The organism is Mesorhizobium sp. USDA 4132, from assembly GCF_056279545.1.
This window is the reverse complement of record NZ_JBWCCP010000001.1, coordinates 2,528,545-2,547,793: the sequence shown is the minus strand read 5'-3', so window position 1 is coordinate 2,547,793 and position 19,249 is coordinate 2,528,545. Positions and strand designations below refer to the sequence as shown.

The window sequence follows — 19,249 nt, the reverse complement described above, 5'->3', positions numbered from 1 at the left end:
CGGCCCGTTTCAGAGGGTTTTATTCATGCTGCGTTTGATCGAACGTTTGCCTTTCCGTACATCGTTGACGCTTCTTGCTTCCGTTCCGCTCCTGGCCGTGATTGGGCTCGGCGCGTTCGCCAGCTGGGAATCCTACAACCAGTACCGGGAGCTGAACCGTGCGATCGCTCTTGAGAGCCTGGCGCTTGCCGGCGGCGAGCTGATGAACGCCATTCCGGAAGAAAGCTTTGGTTCCGTGGCGCAGCGGCCCCAGGCCCGTGCGAGCGTGGATGCGGCAGAGAAGCGGCTCGTGAACCAGTATAAGGTCATTGATGCGCAGGGTTACGGCGAGGCCAGCTTGCGCGAGCTTGTCGCAGCAGTGGATGAACGCTTCCTGCGGATGCCGGAATATCGTGCCAAGATCGATAGCGGGGACACAAACCAGCTTCTGTCTGCGCAATACGTGACGCCGGTTTCGGAAAAGACGCTGGATATCATCGGCCGCGTCGGCGGCCTGACCGAGGACCGCGCGCTGGCGCGCTATGTCGACGGCTTTCACGCGCTTGTCCAGCTCAGCAACGGCTACGTCATCGTCAACCGGATGGGGCAGCAATACACCAAGAACGGTGCATTGACCGTTGAGGAGGCCGCCCGTTTCATGCAGGGACGGCAGCAGGTCCGGCTTTATGAAAAACCGATGCGCGCTTTCCTGTCCCCCAAGTTGATCGCGCAGTACGACGCTTATTTCCAGACGCCCGACGGTCAGTTGATCACCAATACGATGAAGGCGCTCGACAGCCTGAAGCCCTATACGCCGGCCGCCGACGACTATAGCGCCTGGGCGCGCGCGATGGAGAACCGTCGCACCTTCACCTCCGGCATCATCGCCCAGGCTGCGAGCGAATTGAAAGCGTTGGGCGATCAGAAATCTTCCGACGCGGCGTCCAGCCTGCAGGTACTTTTTGGCTCACTCTCGATCTTCATCTTGGCCGTCATCGCGCTCAGCGTGATCATTGCCCGCAGCCTGTCCGGCTCGATCCGCAAGATCGGCGACCGGATGGCAAGTCTTGCGTCCGGCAATACCGAAGAGGCGATCCCTTATTCGGATCGCAGGGACGAAATCGGCGCCATGGCCCGCTCGGTCGAGGTTTTCCGTGAAGCCGCGATCCGCAATCTTCAATTGGAAGCTGAGGCAGAAGCTACCCGCCGCCGCTCGGAAGCCGAGCGCATCGAAATGCAGCGCCAGAGCGAGGCGGATGCCGAGGCGAAGCTGACGCAGGCGACCGGCGCGCTTGCCGCCAATCTTCGCCGTCTTGCCGCCGGCGACATGCTCTGCGAAGTGAACGAAGCCTTGGCGCCGCAATTCGAAGGCCTGCGCCACGACTTCAATACCTCGGTCCGCCAGCTGCGCGACGCGCTGCTCAGCGTCGGCAATTCGGTTTCCACCGTCACCAGCGGTTCGCGGGAGATTTCCGACGCATCCGACAACCTGTCGAAGCGCACCGAGCAGCAGGCTGCTTCGCTGGAAGAAACAGCCGCAGCACTCGAAGAAATCACCGCCAACGTGGTCGCCACGTCGAAGCGCACCGGCGAAGCCCGCGACGTCGTCCGAGATGCCCGGACACGGGCCGACCAGTCGGGCCAGGTCGTCCGCAACGCAGTTTCTGCCATGGAACGGATCGAGAAATCGTCGCAGCAGATCGGCCAGATCATCGGCGTCATCGATGAGATCGCTTTCCAGACCAACCTTCTCGCCCTTAACGCGGGCGTCGAGGCAGCGCGAGCCGGCGAGGCCGGCAAGGGCTTTGCGGTCGTCGCACAGGAAGTCCGCGAACTCGCCCAGCGCTCGGCGAACGCCGCCAAGGAAATCAAGTCGCTGATCTCCAACTCGGCGGTTGCCGTCGGCGAGGGCGTCAAGCTCGTCAGCGAGACCGGCGAGGGGCTCAGCGTCATCGAACAGCTCGTCCAGACCGTCAACAGTCATATGGATGCGATCGCGATCGCAGCGCAGGAACAGTCGGTCGGCCTTGCGCAGGTCAATACCGCCGTCAATCACATGGACCAGTCGACCCAGCAGAATGCCGCCATGGTCGAAGAGATGAACGCCGCCGGCGCGGGCCTTGCCCAGGAAAGCGGCAAGCTCAGCGATCTGCTGTCGCACTTCCAGCTCGGCGGCAGCCCCTCGGGCCAGCTTCGCGAGACGGCAAGCCGTATGCGCGCACCGGCGGCTCCGGTCTCACGCCCGGTCGCCGCTGCCCCCACCCGGCCGGCGCCGGCCCGCGCTCCGGTTTCCCGCGGAAATACGGCTCTCGCACAATCGACCGACGAGTGGGAAGAATTCTGATCTTCCTGGCACCAAGAAAACTTAAGAGGGCGGCTTCGGCCGCCTTCTGCGTTTTGGTCGATCCTTCCCTGATCCATCAGTTGCCGCTTGCATAGAACGGCAAAACGATATAAACATATCTTTATATCTTGATTGCGTAAGGATGCGGCTGAATGGGATTGGCGCTCGACACCCTGGTGGACGTACTGAAAACGGCGGGCGAGCCGACGCGCTTCCGCCTGCTCGCGCTTCTCGCTGCCGGGGACCTGACCGTCACCGATCTTACCGAAATCCTGGGTCAGTCGCAGCCGCGCATCTCACGGCATCTGAAGCTGCTTGCCGAGGAAGCGCTGATCGATCGCTATCAGGAAGGCGCCTGGGCCTATTTCCGGCTGAAGCAGGAAGGCAAGGCGGCAACGCTGGTGAGGACGCTGCTCGCCGCAGCCTCGGAGGAGGATCCGGTCCTGCTTCGGGACAGCGAGCGGCTGACGATGGTCAAGCGCCTGCATGCCGAACGCGCTCAGGCCTATTTCAGCCGCAACGCGTCCGAATGGGACGAGCTTCGCCGCCTGCATATCAGCGACGCGGCTGTCGAGTCGGCGCTCCTCAAGCTGATCGGCACGACGCCGGTCGATGCGCTTCTCGATCTTGGCACCGGCACCGGCTGGATTCTCCAGCTTCTGTCCAACATCTACCGTCGCGCCGTTGGCATCGATGCGAGCCGCGACATGCTATCGGTCGCCCGCTCCAATCTCGACAGGGCCGGAATCGTCAAGGCGTCCGTCCGACACGGCGACATTCTCAACCTGCCGCTCGAAGGCCAGGATTTCGACCTGATTACCGTTCATCAGGTGCTGCACTTCCTCGACCAGCCGGAACTGGCGATCGCCGAGGCAGCTCGCGTGCTGCGTCCGGGCGGCCGCCTGCTGATCGTCGATCTCGCACCGCATACGCTCGAATACCTGCGCAACGACCATGCCCATGTGCGTCTCGGCTTTTCCCATCAGGTGATGGCGGAATGGCTCGAGAAGGTGGGTCTTGAAGTCGAGCAGGCAATCGATCTGGGTTCGGGCAAGGAAGGCGGGCTTACGGCCACCGTCTGGCTTGCCCGCGACCGCCGCCTGCTGATTGCTGCCCATCACGCCTCCGCCCAATCGCAAACCGTTCTTTAAGGGAGCTGAACCAATGACCGCCGATAGCGAAACTTTCAGCGTTTCCTTCGAATTCTTTCCGCCGAAGTCGGACGAGATGGAGGGCCAGCTTTGGGATACGGTCGATGAACTGGCGCTCTGGGACCCGAGGTTCGTTTCGGTCACCTATGGTGCGGGCGGTTCGACCAAGGCGCCAACGATCAATACGGTGCGCCGACTGGTCGGAGAGACCTCGCTTGCGACCGCCGCACATCTGACCTGCGTCGACGCCACGCACGAAGAAACCCATTCGGTGGTCAGCGAATATCGCGCCGCCGGCATCCGCCATATCGTTGCCCTGCGCGGCGATCCGGCGAGCGGTGTCGGCACCGAGTATCGTCCGCATCCGGAGGGTTATGCCAATGCGGCAGACCTGGTGCGCGGATTGACCGAGCTCGGCGGCTTCGACATTTCCGTCTCCGCCTATCCCGAGAAACATCCGGAAAGCACCGATCTTGCCGCAGACATCGAAATGCTGAAGCGCAAGGCGGATGTCGGCGCTGCCCGGGCACTGACCCAGTTCTTCTTCGACAACGACGTTTTTGAACGTTACCTCGAAAAGGTGCGCGCCGCCGGCATCTCGATCCCGATCGTGCCGGGCATCATGCCGATCCAGAACCTGACCCAGCTCAAGCGTTTCGCCGGCCGCTGCGGTTCCTCGGTTCCGTCCTTCCTGGATGCTCGTTTCGAAGGGCTGGACGACAAGCCCGAGGATCGCGCCAAGGTCGCCGCCGATATCGCGGCCGAACAGATCGAAGACCTGATCCGCCGCGGACTTGGCGACTTCCACATCTACACGATGAACCGCGCACCGCTCGTATCCGCCGTCCTGCACCGGCTCGGCCGCCGGCAGATACGCACGCCGCGTATTGCCGCTGCCTGAGCGCATTGAAAAAAACGCATGCTCCTACGAAAGGAGCATGCGTTTTCACCGGAAGTGCTGATTATCAAACGGTCGTGGATGCGATATTTTGAACTGGTAGTGGAACTGGTGGCGCTCAAATGAAGAGCATGGATGCCACAAACACAAACGCTGCACCGACTACCAAGACATTGAGAGAGTATGTACGTCCCATGTCTGCCTCCTTGCGTTGACGGGCAGACTTTATGTCGGTTTTGTGCCGGTTGGGAAGCGTCTTTCGATGCTGCAGTGCCGTGCGCCTATTCGCCTTACGCCGGAAAGGATCGTGCAAGTCACTGATTTTTATTAATAAACCATCCGTTAATCTTAATTTCCGCAAAGTTAAAAAGCCGTGTACGGCTGTTAACTTCTGACATATTCCGTGATGGTTTCGCCCCGTTACGGCGCTCTCGATGCCACATTGCTGCGTCTGCGAAGAAGCCTTCCATCGAGCAGAACGAGGCCGAAGCCGATCAGCAGCATGCCGATCAGGTCGGTCGCCTCCAACCTTTCGCCGAGGAAAAGCGCGCCGAGAAGGATAGCGCTCGGAGGCACGACGAGTGTGACCAGAGACGCGTTCGTTGCACCCGCCAGCGCGAGAATGCGAAAATAGAGAAGATAGGCGAAGGCGGTCGACAGGAGCGCCAGGGCAAGAATCGCAAGAACGGCGTGCGTCGACGGGGCGGGCAGTACCCAGGGCTGGTCGGCGAAGAGCGACACGGGCAGCATGATCAGGCTGGAGGCCGTAAGCTGTCCGGTGGCGCTGACAGGTGCCGGCAGGCCGCGGAAACGTTTTCCGTAGGTACCGGCCACGCCGTAGGAGATTGCCGCAAGGATAGGCAAGATTAGCGCCCAGAACGGCACGGAGGCGGCCGCCGTGACGCCGGGACCGATGAGCACGGCCGTACCGGCAAATCCCGTCAGGCAGCCGGCGATTTTTGCGGGTGTCAGTTTCTCGTCAGTGGTCCAGCGATTGGCGATAAGAACGGTCCAGATCGGCGTTGTCGCGTTGAGGATCGAGGCAAGCCCGGCGCCGATCTCGGTCTGGCCGAAGAAGATCAGCGTGTGGGGCAGGGCGTTGTTGATAAAGCCCATCACCAGAAACGAGCGCCAATGGGTGTGAAGCGTCGCATAGAGCTCGAAGCGACCGTGCAGGTAGATATGGAGCGCCAGCGCCGCCAGAAACAGGCGCAGGAAAACGAGCGTGAAGGGCGGAACTTCCAAGACCGCTACGCGCGCGAAGAAGAAGGACCCGCCCCAGATCAGCCCGAGCAGCAGGATCAGCGCCCATGCCACGGCGCCGGGTTTCGAAATGGCGGCGGTTGTCATGCGAAATCTCCTCGCGGTCAAGGCGAAGGGATATCCCGATGATCCACGAGTCGCCACCCGTTTTCGCCGGGTGGCGATTGAATTTCAGAGCGCGGAGAGCAGGCCCTGGGTCGGCCAGCCGTCGGCCGGCAGGCCGAGGCGTGCCTGTTCCTTCTGGACGGCCTGGCGCGTACCCGATCCGAGGATGCCGTCGACCTTGCCGATATCGTGGCCGAGCGCTTCGAGCTTGGTCTGCAGCGCCTTCATGCCGGTATCGTCGAGACCCTGGTCCGGCGTGCCCTTCTGATAGGTCGGAGCGCCGGAAAGCCGGGTTGCGAAATAGGCGGCCGAAGTCGTGTAGATGAACGACTGGTTCCATTCCAGATAGATGTTGAAGTTCGGATAGGTGAGGAAGGTCGGTCCCTTGCGGCCCTGCGGCAGGATGAGGGCTGCGGGCAGGTTGCCGAAATTGGTTACGCCGTCGCGCGGGACGACGCCCAGCTTGAACCATTCGCTTGCCGGGATTTCGTTGCCGAGGCCGGACTTGTCCCAAGGCAGGTTCTCGGGCAGCGTCACTTCCTGCATCCAGGGCTGGCCGGGTTTGAAGCCCATGCTCTGGATGAACTTGGCGGCTGTCAGGATGGCGTCCGGAGAACTGGTCTTGACGTTGACATGGCCATCGCCGTCACCGTCGACGCCGTGCGCGACGATATCCTTGGGAAGCATCTGCACCTGGCCGATCTCGCCGGCCCATGCACCCGTGTTGGTGGAAGGATTGAGATCGCCGTGCTGGACCATCTCGATCAGGGCGATCAGCTGCGGGCGAAAAAGTTCCGGACGGCGGCAGTCGTGCGAAAGCGTCACCAGGGCGTTGCGGGTGTTGAAATCGCCCTGGACGGCGCCGAAATCGGTCTCCATGGCCCAGAAGGCGGTAATCACGCCTGGCGGCACGCCGAATTCCTTTTCGGCGCGGGCAAAGACGTCCGCATACTGCTTGATCTTCTGGCGGCCGATATCGAGGCGGGCCTGGCTGACGGTGCGCTGCGAGAATTCAATGAAGGTCTGTCGGAAGACACCCTGGGCCCGGTCGCGAGACAAGACCTTCTGGTCGATCTGCGCGCCGGCGAGTGCTTCATCCGCCGCACTTGCCGATGCGCCCTTGGAAATGGCTTCCGCCTTGACGCTGTTCAGGAAGGCGCCGAGATCGCCGCCGCAGGCGGGAGCCGGGGTCTGGGCGAGAGCGGTGGAGGCGAGGCAGCTGGTGATGACGGAGGCGAGGGCGAGGCGGCGGGCAAAGCGAGCGGACATTCGGCGTTCCTAGAATCTGAGTAAGCGCCGCCTGATCTCGGAAAATTTTGTGACCGAAACATGGGCGACAGCTCTGGTGGCGCAGTTTTTATCGCAACTGCTCACACATTGCCAGACACCTGTTCGCCCTGCGAACGGAGTTACTTGTTCACCGCCGCAATCCAGTTATGCCAGTTCTTGGACGTGCCCGCAAAGACGTTGATATCCATCTCACCCTTGATGCCCGGAACGATGCCTGTCGAAGTATACTGCCAGAAGGCCCAGCGGCGATCCGGGTAGATCTTGGTGGGATGCTGCGCCACGGCGCGGAGCCAGAAATGATAGTTGCTGAAGGCGCCGACCAGATTGTCCCGGTGGAAATCCACCGACGTATAGATGATCGGACGCTTGCCGTAATAGGCCTCGAGACGGTCCATGAAGCGCTGCATCGATGCACGCACTGTTTCGGGATCGGGACGGGTCTTGCAGGTCGGCGAAGCCTGGTTCCATTCCATATCGAGGACCGGCGGCAGCTTTACCGCATCCTTGGGCACATTGTTGATGAACCAATCGGCCTGTTCGTCGGCCGTCGAGCAGAAATAATAGAAATGGTAGGGAGCGTAAGGAATGCCGGCCGACGCGGCACCTCGCCAGTTCAGCTCGAAGGTCGGATCGATGCGATCCCTGCCTTCGGTCGCCTTGATGAAGACGAAGGCTATTCCAGCCTTCTTCACGGCCGGCCAGTCGATATCCGTACCGTTCCACTTGGAGACGTCGATGCCGTGGATCTCGTGCAGGCCTGGGTGGTTCTTGCCGAAATCCTGCGGGTCGCTGTCCTTGAACCGCATTTTCTTGACCGATGACGTTTCCATCAGGTCATAGCTTGAGGATGTGCATCCCGTGGCAAGGAACGCGGTCGCAAGGAGGGCCAGAAGGAGCCGAGGCATGAACATCCCGTGTGGTGTCGATGTGGAAGCCTCTTGCCCCGTTCGACGCGAAACAGGGAGGCGTGAACTCCATATTCACCATAACGTCGTAAAAAATCAGTTAGGGCAAGAGGAATTCCAGCTTCAAACGTCAGGAAGCGCCGGGATTCAGCGCCGGCGGCGGATGACGGCGTGCCACGCGTAGCCCCCGCCGATTTCCTCGAAGATCATATCGGCGTCAGCGTCGGCAAGCTTGCTTTCGAGCACGTCGTGCAGGTTCGGCCGCGGCGTGACGTGGAAACGCATGAGCCACGCCTTCAAAAACCGCCCGAACCAGCCCGGCAGCCGTTCCTGTTGGCCGAAGTCGACGATGTGCAGCGAACCATGCGGCGAAAGCGCCGCAAGCGAGGCTTCGACCGCCTTTTCCCAATCGGGAATCATCGATAACGCGTAGGAGATCAGGATGCGGTCGAAGCCGGTCGTGCCGAATTCCTCCGCTTTGAAACTTGTCGCATCGGTGACCCGAAATTCCGGGGTGACCGGCTTGCCGCGGAAGTTGGCCCGGGCGCTTTCCAGCATCTCGGCGGAGATATCGAGGCCGTAAAGCTTTGCCGCCGGGTAGTGCCTATGAGCGAGGGCGAGGTTACGGCCGGTGCCGCAGCCGACTTCGAGGAGCGAGGCATTCGGCGGAACATTCAATCCCGCAATCGCCCGGTCGCGGCCGAAGAGGTAATATTTGCGGGTGATGTCGTAGATATGGCGCTGATACCGGTACATCCGGTCCATGCGTTCGGCGTGGCCATTGGACAAGGGGCTGTTCGCCATATCCGTCGCCATCAGGCTTTTTTCACGTAGATGTGGAAACCGCCGTAGATCGCCGAGCGATCCTCGAGGTTGAGCTCGCTGGAGCGCTCTTCCAGATAGGACCACTGATCGAGGAGGGCCGGCGAGAGGCGACCGTCGAGCACGCTCTTTTCGGCGGCGGTGCGGAAGATCACGCGGGCGCCGGGGGCGGCTGTGCGGCTGATTTCCGACCAGAGGTCGTTCAATTGCTCGTCATTCATCCAATCCTGCGCGTCGAGCAGGATGTAACGATCGACCGAGCCGGCGGCCTTCTGGGCCAGCAGTTCGGTGAAGCTCGCGTGATGAACTGTCACCCGCTCGGCGTTATCGCGGATGGCGCGGTAGTTCTCGGCCTTGAGATAGGTCGGCAGCGTGCCTTCCTCGGGCTTCGGATAACGGCGGGCGAAGGCCTGCCAGGCGAAATAGTTGTCGCGCAGCGGAAAGTGGCAGGCGAGTTTTTCGAGGCGCTGGCGCAGTACCGGTGCGATCGAGCCGTCGGAAGCGAGGCTCGCCAGCTCGTCATATTGCTGCGGCGGAATGCCGAGGCCGAACAGCGAGCTCTTGCGGCTGGTGATCCAGCGGATCAGCGGCCTGTCGAACAGCGGAGCGATGCGGTCGTCGAAGAACTGGCGCTGTTCGCGCAGCGACTTGGCATTGGCCATTTCGGTCAGATTGATGCCGTGCAGGCGGGCGATCAGATGGCCGGCGCCGATGAAACGGCCGAGCAGGCCGGTCTTGTAGATATTGCGGTCGAACACCTCGATCCGGCGGCGGCCGGCGATCGAGCGCTTGTCCCAATAGGCGCGGGTTGCTGCATCGAGATTGGGGGCGATGAAGGTGTCGTAGCTCTTGCTGTTGGTGCGGATCCCGTCCATGCCGAAATGGCGAACGACATCACCGTGGCCGGGCAGGTGGCGGAAGGCGGCGAGCTTCAGGCGGTTCAGCGCGACGTGATGCGGGTTCAAATCGACGACATCGATTTTCTTCGGCGAGCGAGAGAGATAGGCGAGCATGTTGCAGCCGCCGGAGCCGATGGTGACGATCGAATGCTGGTCGGAAAGCTCCATGGCGGTCATGTCGACTTCCGGGTCTTCCCAGATCTGCGGATAGACGAGACCGGAGAACAGGAGGCCGAAAAGCCTTTCTGAAAAACCCTGCCGAGACAGCGCTTTATGCTGCAGAAGTGCGTCCTTCAGCTTCTGGTTTTTCCGAAAACCGGCTTCCTGTGCAATATCCGCCATGGTCGAGTCCCGCCTTGTTCAGAGTTTCAGGGCGTGTAAACCCGTCATGCTACAGATTGATGACGAGGCCTGTGTCCAGTCCCGCAATAGGCCCGGGCGCGGCCGATCGCCTCTTCCTTGGACCTGAGAATCCTGATTGCATGCGGCCGTCCAATGGGAGGCAGGCATGCGGTTCTTGATCCGGTCTTTGAAAATCCTTATCGGCGTCATCTTCGCCGGCCTGATCGGGCTCGGGATCTGGCTCTATACCTCGCCTCCGGAACTGCTGAGGGTCGGCAGCGGCTATTCGGCCAAGATGGTCTGCTCGAACGTCTTCCTTGCCGGTCGCGACAGCGACGAGGTTCTGGCGGTCGATGTCCAGGCTCCCGGTCATCCGCTTCTGAGATTGATGCGGGTTTCCGTCGACCGAACGGAAAAGCGGGTTCATGCGGCACTGCTTGGCATTTTCGCCGGTAATGACGCGGTCTATCGCGAAGGGCTCGGCTGCACCGTCACGCCTGACGGCGCAGCCGCGCCAGCTGTCAGTATTCCAATGCCTGCCGTTACGTCAGCCGATCCGTCCGCGCTTTGGCCGGAAGGCGGAAAAGTGGAACCCGATCCGTCGGTTGTGCGGCTCCTCTCAGATGCGAATCTTGTCGGACCTGGCATGCGGGCGGTGGTGGTGGTCAAGCAGGGGCGGATCGTCGCCGAGACCTATTCGACCGGTTTTTCGAAGGACACGCCGCTGCTTGGCTGGTCGATGACCAAGACCGTCAACGCCGCGATCCTCGGCACGCTGATCCGCGACGGAAAGCTCTCGCTGGACGACAAGGGACTGTTTCCCCAATGGCGGGGCAACCAGCGCAGCGATATCCGGATTGCGGACCTCGCCGCCATGGAAAGCGGGCTCGCCTTCAACGAGGATTACGGTGCGGTCGCGGATGTGACGCGCATGCTCTATCTCGAGCCGGACATGGCAAGTTTTGCCGCGGACCAGCCGCTCGAGGCCGATCCCGGTTCGCGGTTCAGCTATTCCTCCGGCACCGCCGTGCTGCTCTCAAGAATCTGGATGGAAAAGGTCGGCGACGGGACCGCGGCGCTCGCCTATCCCCGCACCGCCCTGTTTGGTCCGCTCGGGATGACAAGCGCAGTGATGGAGGCGGACGCGGCCGGCACTCTCGTCGGCAGTTCCTATATGTATGCGACGGCGCGGGACTGGGCCCGGATGGGGCTGCTGCTTGCGCGAGACGGCGTCTGGAACGGCAGGCGGATCCTGCCGGACGGTTTTGTCGCGCTGATGCACCAGGCCAACGCCACGTCGAACGGCCGTTATTCGAAGATGCAGACCTGGCTGCCGGGCAAGAACAATCCGGACATGCCGGCGGATGCCTTTTTCATCCAGGGGCATGATGGGCAGACCATCACGGTCATCCCGTCGCTCGATCTGGTGGTGGTGAGGCTTGGGCTGACGCCGAGCTGGAACCGTTATGACCCGACACGGCTTGTCGCCGAGGTGGTGAAAACAACAACGGCGCCCTGAGGCGCCGCAAGCGTTCTGACCAAACATTTTTCAGGCAGCTTACTTCTCCAGGACGTCCAGCATGTCCTTGCGCTTGGCGTCATAATAATAACCGCGCGCATAAAGCTTGATGGCATTGTCGTTTTTGTTGTCGGCAACCAGCCAGGCGCCGCGCAGATACTTGATCGCGTATTTGAGGTTGGTTTCGGCATCGAGCAGGCCGGCCGGCGGGCCCTCGTAACCCATCGACTTGGCGGTCGAATACTTGATCTGCATGAGGCCCCAATAGCCGTTCTTGTGATAGGCCTTGGGATCGTATTTGCTTTCCCGATGCACGACGCGGTGCACCAGCGATTCCGGCACGCCATACATGCCGGCATAACGCTTGATGAGCTTGCTCAATTCCGGCGGCGCATCGGACGCCGTGGTCGGCATAGGCTCGCCCGGAGCCGGCGGGAATTCCATGGCGGACAATGCGGCGATCGCTCTCGGCTGCGCTGCATAGGCAAGCGTCGCAGTGTCCGGGCGAGGGATCGGGACGACGGTCTGCAGTGCGACCATATCAGGCGTAAGTTCGGGTTCGTCGAGCGCGATTGCCGAGGCTGCGGCCGGCTGGATCCGGCCTTCGGTGACGGCAGGCGCGATCGGCGGCGACACGAGGCGGCTGCCCTTTGGCATTGCAAGGCTCGCCGGCTGGGCGGACGCGAGGATAGTCGAGGTGGTGCGGGCCACGGGCGGCGGCATCATCGCCGGTCCGGGCGCCGGTGCAAAAGCGACGAGCGGGGCCATGGTGGGCGCTGCCATCGCGGCCGACTGAACGGACATCGCATCGACGGCTGCAGGCGTCGGAACGGGAAGTCTTGCGGTCTTGGCGAGTGCCACGGTCGGCTGGGTGTCGGCTACCTGGACGGTGGAGGCAAGCTGGACGCCCGGAGGGATCGTCTGGCCTGCAACCTGAACCGGCCCGTAGACCGGCAGATCGGCTTTATGCGTCGTCGTCTGGCCATCCGCGGAAGCTGTCTGAACAGGTCCTGTCGCCTGGCCGTTGATCGGGGCAACCGACTGCGTCGATGCAAGCTTTTGCTCGCGTTCGACGCTCGAACATCCGGTGAGAGCCGAAGAAACGGCGCACGCCACAACCGTCCCGCGGCCGAGGAATCGGATTATCGCCATTGGGTCGCTTTCATGAAAAAATGGTTACCCCAGTCCGCCCAAACGCCACCAAAAGAGCATTTCCATTAACCTATTGGGCGACGTCCGGCAAGACGGCGAGCGTCAAGCGGCGATCCGGCGATAACCGGCGGTCACCGCACGCCGTGAAATGAAGCGCGTCTGGGGTTTGCGCGAGGCGGCATTGAGGTTGGCGGGGCGCCGTCTGCGGGCGAGCACGCGGCGCGGAAAAAGCACGTGAATTCCGGCTCCAAGTGCTGCGCAAACAAGGAAGGTCGCCTGCATTTCGAGAAGCTGGGGCAGGAGCGACCGGTCGGGATCGACGAACTGTGTGAGCACGGCTGCAAGAACGATGGCATAACGCGCCTGGAAGGCGGATTTGCCGAACAGGCATCCAAAGATTCGCGCCGCCCGACACTCGGGAAGATTGTCATTGTCGGCGATGGGGCCGGAGATTCGCGGGTCCTGGTAGGACCAGAGCACATAGAGCATCAGGTAGCCCAGCCCCGCCCAGGAGATTACGTCGACGAGCTTCGGCAGATAGACGGCGACCAGGGCCATGGGGATCATTGCCACGATCAGGGCGGCCGACATTCCGACGGCAAGTCCCGGAACCGTGGCGATCGCCGTGCGGCGACCGCGCTGGAGCGAGAAGCTGGCGGTGAGACAAGCAAGGGGGCTTGGAAGGAGGGCGAGAAATATCGCGGTCGCAGCAAAAGCGAGCCAGATGTCAGCCGTCATTCCATTTCCTCCCGGACGCCCGTTGAGCGGCGCCCGCTAATTTTCTTGTCTCAAGCCGTTTCGAAGGGCTGGCCGATATGGTCCATCACTTCGCCGAACCATTTTGCCGTCAGATCGAAATGTTTTCCACCCTTGATTCTGGGAAATTCGATCGTGCGCAGTTTTCCACCCTGATCCTCGTCGTGGCCGGTGACGCCGGAAACCTTGTTCAGCGCGCTTTCGACCGCGAGATCGACCATGCCCTGGATGAGGCGCAGGTCGTCGCCGTTTGCCGGTGCCGAACGGGCGAAATAGCCGGACTTCTGCACCATCGAGCGATCGGCTCCGATCAGCGCTGCGAACTGCTTCTGGAACCAGCCGCCGACATTGATCGTGTCTATCTTAACATGGCCGAACGCGTCGCGCTTGATCGCTTCGCCTGCCGCTTCCCGTTCGGCGACGATCGTATCGAGGCCGGCACCTTCCGAAACGAACAAGGTCACGAAACCGCGCTGGTCCATGACGTCCTTGAGGCGTGCGGCCTCCTTGTCGAGGTCGAAGGCCATCTCCGGCAGGTAGACACCATCGATGTTCTTCATAGCGCTGTTCATCATGAAGCCCTCGACATATTCGTTGCCTTTAGTCTTTTGAATATAGGCCCGTGCGGTGGCGGCGGTAAGCCAGCCGCAGTGGCGTCCCATCACTTCGTGAATCACAAATGTGCGAGGAGCGGCACTCTGCTCGTTCGAAACGTTGTCGAAGAAAGAGGCACCGACTTCGGCGGCCGTCCAGGCGCCGAGCGACTGGCGGATCGGCACGATGTCGTTGTCGACGGTCTTCGGCAGGCCGACGACGGTGAGGTCGTAGCCGTTGGCGCCGAGATAGGCGGCAAGGTCGGCGGCCGTCGTGTTGGTGTCGTCGCCGCCGATCGTGTGAAGAATGGTGATTCCATCGGCGGCTAGCCGCTCGGCGGCGACGCGAAGCGGGTTCTCGCCTTCCTTGACGAGGCCGCGCTTGACGCAGTCTGCGGCATTGGTGAGCTTGACGCGGCTGTTGCCGATCGGCGAGCCGCCGTAGCGGTGCAGCAGATGCGCCTTTTCGCGCATGTCCCTGGTTATTCCGATGCGGTCGCCGAGCAGAACGCCTTGATAACCGGAGCGGTAGGCGACCATCTCGATGTCAGGTGCGACGTCGTTGTAGCGCTCGATCAGGCCGCCGACGGCGGAAGACAGACAGGGCGCGAGGCCCCCTGCGGTCAGCATTGCTACTTTCTGTTTGGCCATCGATCCTCCTTGACGCGCATGCTCGCGTACAGTTCAAAACCGCTGAATGGATGCGACAGAGACAGGCCCCTGTAAAGTGAATTTCTCAAGAAAAACCGCAGCTTCGACTTCGTGGCGCAGAAGAGGCTAATATAATCGATTCAACTCTTACGGCACTCAAGCCTCGCCTGTGGAAAACAGACCTGCGGGCCTCGTCAATTGTCCCGGAGTACAGGGTCACCTGTCTGTGAGCGCCGGTGATTGTTCGGAAAACATGAACATAGTTTAATCTAAGACGGGCCGTCCGTCGTCTTGCAATCGCGCCTGCAATCTGGTCCACTATTCTAATGATCTGGGATTTTACCTGCCTTCAGTTTTCTTCTCTATGGGAACGGCTTCTCGGCGCCATGGGCGACGCAGCCGGGAACGCGCTCGGCCGCGTCATTGAGGCGATCCGCACGGTATTCGAGGGTGATCCGGAAACGCGCCGGCAGGTGTCGTTTTCGGTTGCCATCATCGCGCTGTCGGCCAAGATGGCGAAGGCCGACGGTATCGTCAGCGAGGCCGAGGTCAAGGCCTTTTCAGCAGATATTCGATTTTCCCGACGAGGAAGCCCGCAACGTCGCACGCCTCTATAACCTCGCGCGCCAGGACGTTGCAGGTTATGAAGCCTATGCGACCAAGCTCGCCGGATTGTGCAGCCCCGGTGCCGGCAAGGCTGACAATTGCCCGATGCTGGAAAACGTCGTGGACGGCCTGTTCCATATCGCCAAGGCGGATGGACTGGTGCATGAGGCGGAACTCGCTTTCCTGTCCCGCATCGCCGAAATCTTCCGCATCGACGAGGGACATTTCCGTCGCATCATGGCGCGGCACGTGCATCTCGAGGGCCGGGACCCCTATCTGGTGCTCGGCGTTTCGCCGGAAGACGATTTCGCCAAGATCCGCAAGCAGTACCGCTCTCTTGTCTCCGAACATCATCCCGACCGGTTGATCGCCCGCGGTGTTCCGGCTTCGCTGCATGCCGCCGCCAACGAGCGCATGGCGGCACTCAACGCCGCCTATGCAGCGATCGAGAAAGAGCGCCGCGCCGCATGACGCCGTTCAACGCCGATTATGCCGGCGCGACGGTAAGGCCTTCTCCCAACCATGGCGAACGTGCCGGCGGTCGCCCGCCCGACATGATCATCCTGCACTATACGGGCATGCCGAGCGGCGATAAGGCACTGTCCTGGCTCTGCAACGAAGAGAGCCAGGTCTCCAGCCATTATTTCGTCCACGAGGACGGGTGCGTGGTACAGCTCGTGCCGGAGGATCGGCGTGCCTGGCATGCCGGCAAGAGCTCCTGGGCCGACGAGATCGACATCAATTCCTGTTCTATCGGTATAGAGATCGCCAATCCGGGCCATCCCGGAGGCCTGCCGGCCTATCCATCCGCGCAGGTCGAAGCCGTCGTCGAATTGTGTCGCGATTGCGGCGAGAGATGGCAAATCCGGCCGGAACGGGTGCTCGGACACTCCGATGTCGCCCCGATCCGCAAGGTCGATCCGGGCGAAAATTTCCCCTGGGAAAAGTTGTACCTCGAGGGGATCGGCCATTGGATCGATCCAACGCAAATCAGCGGCGGACGGTTTTTCCAGTTCGGGGAGAGTGGCCAGCCCATCGAGGCCTTGCAGTCGATGCTCTCGCTCTATGGCTACGGAATTGAAATCACGGGCACTTTCTGCGAGCGCACGAAGGGCGTGGTCGAGGCTTTCCAGCGGCATTTCCGGCCGCAGCTCATCGATGGGATCGCCGATTTCTCGACGATCGACACTCTGCATCGGCTGCTCAAGTCCTTGCCAAAATTCAATTGACGCCGAGCGCCGCGGCGGTCGTTTGAACCGGCGGAAAACCGCAAAAATCAGCCGCGCCACATCATCTCCTTATTAGCCCGGTCTAAAGGACCCGCTAACGGCAGCCGCCATGTTGGACGGGGGTTGCAGAGATAAACGACCAGGATCGTTCAGACATCGCGCCGTCAATCCGGCGACGCGCTGAGAGGGTGTTTGCGTAACGGCACCCGCGATTCCTGCTGGTCCGGAGACACTTCACCTACATGAATATTATGATTGTTGCTGCCGCGGCGGGCCTTGCCATGCTGGTCGCGGGAACCGAACTCGTGCGCGCTGAGGACGACGCCGTCACTACCTATACCAAGCCGCTGATCATTCCATGGGAAACGCGCGAAACCGGTTTTGCCGCGCCCACCGATGAAGCCAAGCGCCTGGTTCGGCAGCTTCATTATTCCCAGCTGATCTCAAAATATGCGGGCGAATATGATGTTCCGGAGGAGATCGCGCTGGCCGTGGTGCAGATCGAGAGCAATTTCCGGCCGACCGTCAAGGGCAGTGCCGGCGAGATCGGGCTGATGCAGATCAAGCCGGCAACGGCAAGGCTGATGGGTTACCGGGGACCGGACTACGGTCTCTACGACCCCGAGACAAATATCCGCTATGGCATGAAATATCTGGCCGGCGCCCATGAACTCGGCGGCGGCAAGATCTGCGGCACCATCCTCAAATACAATGCCGGCCATGGCGCCAAGCGCATGAACCCGGTTTCGAAGCGTTATTGCAGCCGGGTCCAGGCGGTGATCGAGACCGCTGAACAGACGGCCGAACAGACTGCGTCGCTTTCGCCTGTGGCATTTTGATTCCGAAAACGGCTAGAAGTGCTTCGAACAGAAGACATTTCGGCCGGTGGAATCGAAAGGCGAGGGCATGACGGAACGGTTCAGATTTATCGTGATCGGGAGGGGCATGATGGGCGCTGCGGCGGCCCGCTACCTCTCGAAATGGACCGACGGTATTGCGTTGGTCGGTCCCGGTGAGCCGGCGGACTACGGGCGCCATGAAGGCGTCTTTGCCAGCCACTACGACGAGGCGCGCATCACCCGGACGATCGATCCCGATCCCGTGTGGGCGCGCCTCGCCAATCGTTCGATCGAACGTTACGGCGAGATTGCCCGTGAAAGCGGCGTGGATTTCTATTCCCAATCGGGCTGCCTGCTGGTTGGCCCGAAGCGCGGCGACGGCCCGTCCTACGTCGCAGACGTCCTCGATGCGGCAGACAAGCTCGGCGTTGCGACCGAGACGCTGTCGGATGCGGACCTTGCTGGGCGATTCGGCTTCTTCGCGTTCCCGAAGGAGAGCGAAGGTGTCTGGGAGCCGAGGAACGCCGGACACATCAATCCGCGCCGGCTGGTGAAGGCGCAGGCCCTGATCGCCGAGCGCCAGGGTACGGCAATCATTCCGGAAACGGTTTCCTCGGTGCGCCAGGATGGCGATCAGGTCGCCGTCACCACCAGCGAGGGCAACAGCTATCTTGCTGAAAAAGTGCTGGTCGCAGCCGGCGGCTTCTCGATCAACGAGAACCTGTTGCCGCGGCGTCTCGACCTCAACGTCTATGCGCGCACCGTCGCCTTCTTCGAGGTAGACGAGACCGCGATGGATGTCTGGGGCAGGGTGCCTTCGCTGATCTGGAAATGGCGCGAGGGCGAGGACGGCATCTATCTCCTGCCACCGGTGCGTTATCCCGACGGCAAGATCTATCTGAAGATCGGCGGCGATCCGGACGATCTTCTTCTGCCGACGGAGCCGGACATCCGTGCCTGGTTCCGCTCCGGCGGGCGCGAAAGCACGCGCGTCCGGCTTGCCGAGATCATGACGCGGCTGATGCCGGACCTCGATCTCTCGCGCTCGTCGATGGCGGCCTGCGTCACCTCGTTCACCCCGACCGGATATCCGGCGATCGCCATGACCGATGCCTCACGAATCGGCATCCTCAGCGGCGGCTGCGGGGCGGCGGCCAAGAGTTCAGACGAGATCGGCCGGCTCGGCGCCGAATTGATCTTCCATGGGGAAATCCGGGACGACGCCTATTCGGCGGATTTCCGCGCCGATTATCTCTGAACGGATTATCTCCGGCCTGATTACTTCCAGCCTATGGCTTTCGCTCGGCATCTCGGTTATGTGACCGCTGCCAGTTGGCCGGGCAGCCGCGCTTTACCAATGCCGAAAGGCGGTAGGGTGAGGAAAGTCCGGGCTCCACGGAAACACGGTGCCGGATAACGTCCGGCGGGGGCGACCCTAGGGAAAGTGCCACAGAAAGGAAACCGCCCCGCTTGCTGTACCGCTTTTCGACAAAGCGGCAGAGCTGGCGGGGTAAGGGTGAAAGGGTGGGGTAAGAGCCCACCGCGCTTCTGGTAACAGCGGCGGCAAGGTAAACCCCACCGGGAGCAAGACCGAATAGGGATGACACGGGCCACGTGAAAACGCGGCTACAGCCTGTTTCCGGGCCAGTCATCCGGGTGGGTTGCGTGAGGCGGCATGCAAATGTCGTCCCAGATGAATGGCTGCCACGTTCCGGTGCTTGCACCGGGGCCATACAGAACCCGGCTTACAGGCCAACTGGCGTTTACCTCCTCTCGCGGGCGCGATTCGGTCTACACCTTTCGGGGGATAGACACCCCTGCGGCCGCTTTTTGCGGCGCAGCGTTTATATCAGGAATTTCGAAAGCTCGTTTGTTTGTCGGAGCTTAACGAGGGTCGAAAATCCAC

15 protein-coding genes, 1 other RNA gene and 1 pseudogene are annotated in these 19,249 nt (G+C 61.6%); 9 read left to right on the top strand and 8 right to left on the bottom strand.

From position 1 onward, the window contains the following. Window positions 1-25: 25 nt before the first annotated feature. The 3 genes from ACZ9IU_RS13080 to metF all read left to right on the top strand — a co-directional run bounded on the left by ACZ9IU_RS13080 (window position 26) and on the right by metF (window position 4,375). Entirely contained in the window at window positions 26-2,323 is a 2,298-nt protein-coding gene (locus ACZ9IU_RS13080; protein ID WP_038543571.1) for a methyl-accepting chemotaxis protein, read from the top strand. A 152-nt stretch (window positions 2,324-2,475) separates the two neighbouring features. After that, window positions 2,476-3,474, top strand: a complete 999-nt coding sequence (locus ACZ9IU_RS13075; RefSeq protein WP_038543569.1) for an ArsR/SmtB family transcription factor — start codon at window positions 2,476-2,478, stop codon at window positions 3,472-3,474. Window positions 3,475-3,487: 13 nt separating this feature from the next. Next, entirely contained in the window at window positions 3,488-4,375 is an 888-nt protein-coding gene (metF, locus tag ACZ9IU_RS13070; protein ID WP_038543567.1) for a methylenetetrahydrofolate reductase [NAD(P)H], read from the top strand. Window positions 4,376-4,792: 417 nt separating this feature from the next. Here metF and ACZ9IU_RS13065 read toward each other — a convergent pair whose 3' ends face one another. The 5 genes from ACZ9IU_RS13065 to ACZ9IU_RS13045 form a co-directional block, all read right to left on the bottom strand. Next, on the bottom strand, window positions 4,793-5,722 hold the full coding sequence (locus tag ACZ9IU_RS13065; RefSeq protein ID WP_038543565.1) for a DMT family transporter: 930 nt from the start codon (window positions 5,720-5,722) through the stop codon (window positions 4,793-4,795). Between the two features lie 84 nt (window positions 5,723-5,806). Then, the gene (locus ACZ9IU_RS13060) at window positions 5,807-7,009 is read right to left on the bottom strand and encodes a lytic murein transglycosylase (protein ID WP_038543563.1); all 1,203 of its coding nucleotides are present in this window, start codon (window positions 7,007-7,009) and stop codon (window positions 5,807-5,809) included. A gap of 140 nt (window positions 7,010-7,149) precedes the next feature. Next, the gene (locus ACZ9IU_RS13055) at window positions 7,150-7,935 is read right to left on the bottom strand and encodes a glycoside hydrolase family 25 protein (RefSeq protein WP_038549310.1); all 786 of its coding nucleotides are present in this window, start codon (window positions 7,933-7,935) and stop codon (window positions 7,150-7,152) included. 147 nt (window positions 7,936-8,082) lie between these two features. Then, a complete protein-coding gene (locus ACZ9IU_RS13050) occupies window positions 8,083-8,739 on the bottom strand; it encodes a class I SAM-dependent methyltransferase (RefSeq protein ID WP_038549308.1) in 657 nt (218 codons plus the stop codon). Between the two features lie 11 nt (window positions 8,740-8,750). Next, the gene (locus ACZ9IU_RS13045) at window positions 8,751-9,998 is read right to left on the bottom strand and encodes a BtaA family protein (RefSeq protein WP_038543560.1); all 1,248 of its coding nucleotides are present in this window, start codon (window positions 9,996-9,998) and stop codon (window positions 8,751-8,753) included. A 166-nt stretch (window positions 9,999-10,164) separates the two neighbouring features. Between ACZ9IU_RS13045 and ACZ9IU_RS13040 the strand changes: the two genes are divergently transcribed. Further along, a complete protein-coding gene (locus ACZ9IU_RS13040; RefSeq protein WP_038549306.1) occupies window positions 10,165-11,517 on the top strand; it encodes a serine hydrolase domain-containing protein in 1,353 nt (450 codons plus the stop codon). 39 nt (window positions 11,518-11,556) lie between these two features. Here ACZ9IU_RS13040 and ACZ9IU_RS13035 read toward each other — a convergent pair whose 3' ends face one another. From ACZ9IU_RS13035 to ACZ9IU_RS13025, 3 genes are all read right to left on the bottom strand, one after another. Continuing rightward, a complete protein-coding gene (locus tag ACZ9IU_RS13035) occupies window positions 11,557-12,669 on the bottom strand; it encodes a lytic transglycosylase domain-containing protein (RefSeq protein ID WP_038543558.1) in 1,113 nt (370 codons plus the stop codon). 102 nt (window positions 12,670-12,771) lie between these two features. Further along, window positions 12,772-13,407 carry a LysE family translocator gene (locus tag ACZ9IU_RS13030; protein WP_038543556.1) on the bottom strand — a complete coding sequence of 212 codons (636 nt, stop codon included), beginning with the start codon at window positions 13,405-13,407 and terminating at the stop codon, window positions 12,772-12,774. A gap of 50 nt (window positions 13,408-13,457) precedes the next feature. Continuing rightward, a complete protein-coding gene (locus ACZ9IU_RS13025) occupies window positions 13,458-14,669 on the bottom strand; it encodes a pyrophosphate--fructose-6-phosphate 1-phosphotransferase (protein WP_038543554.1) in 1,212 nt (403 codons plus the stop codon). A gap of 326 nt (window positions 14,670-14,995) precedes the next feature. Between ACZ9IU_RS13025 and ACZ9IU_RS13020 the strand changes: the two are divergent. The 5 genes and pseudogenes from ACZ9IU_RS13020 (at window position 14,996) to rnpB (ending at window position 19,107) form a co-directional block, all read left to right on the top strand. Then, a pseudogene (locus ACZ9IU_RS13020) lies at window positions 14,996-15,746 on the top strand (TerB family tellurite resistance protein). Beyond that, a complete protein-coding gene (locus tag ACZ9IU_RS13015; RefSeq protein ID WP_038543551.1) occupies window positions 15,743-16,504 on the top strand; it encodes an N-acetylmuramoyl-L-alanine amidase in 762 nt (253 codons plus the stop codon). The pseudogene ACZ9IU_RS13020 and the gene ACZ9IU_RS13015 overlap by 4 nt, the downstream one beginning before the upstream one ends. Before the next feature lie 242 nt (window positions 16,505-16,746). Further along, complete coding sequence (locus ACZ9IU_RS13010; RefSeq protein WP_038543549.1) at window positions 16,747-17,343, top strand: lytic transglycosylase domain-containing protein; 597 nt, start codon at window positions 16,747-16,749, stop codon at window positions 17,341-17,343. Window positions 17,344-17,410: 67 nt separating this feature from the next. Then, window positions 17,411-18,601 carry an NAD(P)/FAD-dependent oxidoreductase gene (locus ACZ9IU_RS13005; protein WP_038549304.1) on the top strand — a complete coding sequence of 397 codons (1,191 nt, stop codon included), beginning with the start codon at window positions 17,411-17,413 and terminating at the stop codon, window positions 18,599-18,601. A gap of 70 nt (window positions 18,602-18,671) precedes the next feature. Continuing rightward, window positions 18,672-19,107, top strand: an RNA gene (gene rnpB, locus ACZ9IU_RS13000) — RNase P RNA component class A. Window positions 19,108-19,249: the final 142 nt, after the last annotated feature.

Bases quoted from the DNA above. Each gene is read 5' to 3' on its own strand.
- ACZ9IU_RS13080 (WP_038543571.1), top strand. From the start codon at position 26: ATGCTGCGTTTGATCGAACGTTTGCCTTTCCGTACATCGTTGACGCTT.
- ACZ9IU_RS13075 (WP_038543569.1), top strand. From the start codon at position 2,476: ATGGGATTGGCGCTCGACACCCTGGTGGACGTACTGAAAACGGCGGGC.
- metF (WP_038543567.1), top strand. From the start codon at position 3,488: ATGACCGCCGATAGCGAAACTTTCAGCGTTTCCTTCGAATTCTTTCCG.
- ACZ9IU_RS13065 (WP_038543565.1), bottom strand. From the start codon at position 5,722: ATGACAACCGCCGCCATTTCGAAACCCGGCGCCGTGGCATGGGCGCTG.
- ACZ9IU_RS13060 (WP_038543563.1), bottom strand. From the start codon at position 7,009: ATGTCCGCTCGCTTTGCCCGCCGCCTCGCCCTCGCCTCCGTCATCACC.
- ACZ9IU_RS13055 (WP_038549310.1), bottom strand. From the start codon at position 7,935: ATGCCTCGGCTCCTTCTGGCCCTCCTTGCGACCGCGTTCCTTGCCACG.
- ACZ9IU_RS13050 (WP_038549308.1), bottom strand. From the start codon at position 8,739: ATGGCGAACAGCCCCTTGTCCAATGGCCACGCCGAACGCATGGACCGG.
- ACZ9IU_RS13045 (WP_038543560.1), bottom strand. From the start codon at position 9,998: ATGGCGGATATTGCACAGGAAGCCGGTTTTCGGAAAAACCAGAAGCTG.
- ACZ9IU_RS13040 (WP_038549306.1), top strand. From the start codon at position 10,165: ATGCGGTTCTTGATCCGGTCTTTGAAAATCCTTATCGGCGTCATCTTC.
- ACZ9IU_RS13035 (WP_038543558.1), bottom strand. From the start codon at position 12,669: ATGGCGATAATCCGATTCCTCGGCCGCGGGACGGTTGTGGCGTGCGCC.
- ACZ9IU_RS13030 (WP_038543556.1), bottom strand. From the start codon at position 13,407: ATGACGGCTGACATCTGGCTCGCTTTTGCTGCGACCGCGATATTTCTC.
- ACZ9IU_RS13025 (WP_038543554.1), bottom strand. From the start codon at position 14,669: ATGGCCAAACAGAAAGTAGCAATGCTGACCGCAGGGGGCCTCGCGCCC.
- ACZ9IU_RS13015 (WP_038543551.1), top strand. From the start codon at position 15,743: ATGACGCCGTTCAACGCCGATTATGCCGGCGCGACGGTAAGGCCTTCT.
- ACZ9IU_RS13010 (WP_038543549.1), top strand. From the start codon at position 16,747: ATGAATATTATGATTGTTGCTGCCGCGGCGGGCCTTGCCATGCTGGTC.
- ACZ9IU_RS13005 (WP_038549304.1), top strand. From the start codon at position 17,411: ATGACGGAACGGTTCAGATTTATCGTGATCGGGAGGGGCATGATGGGC.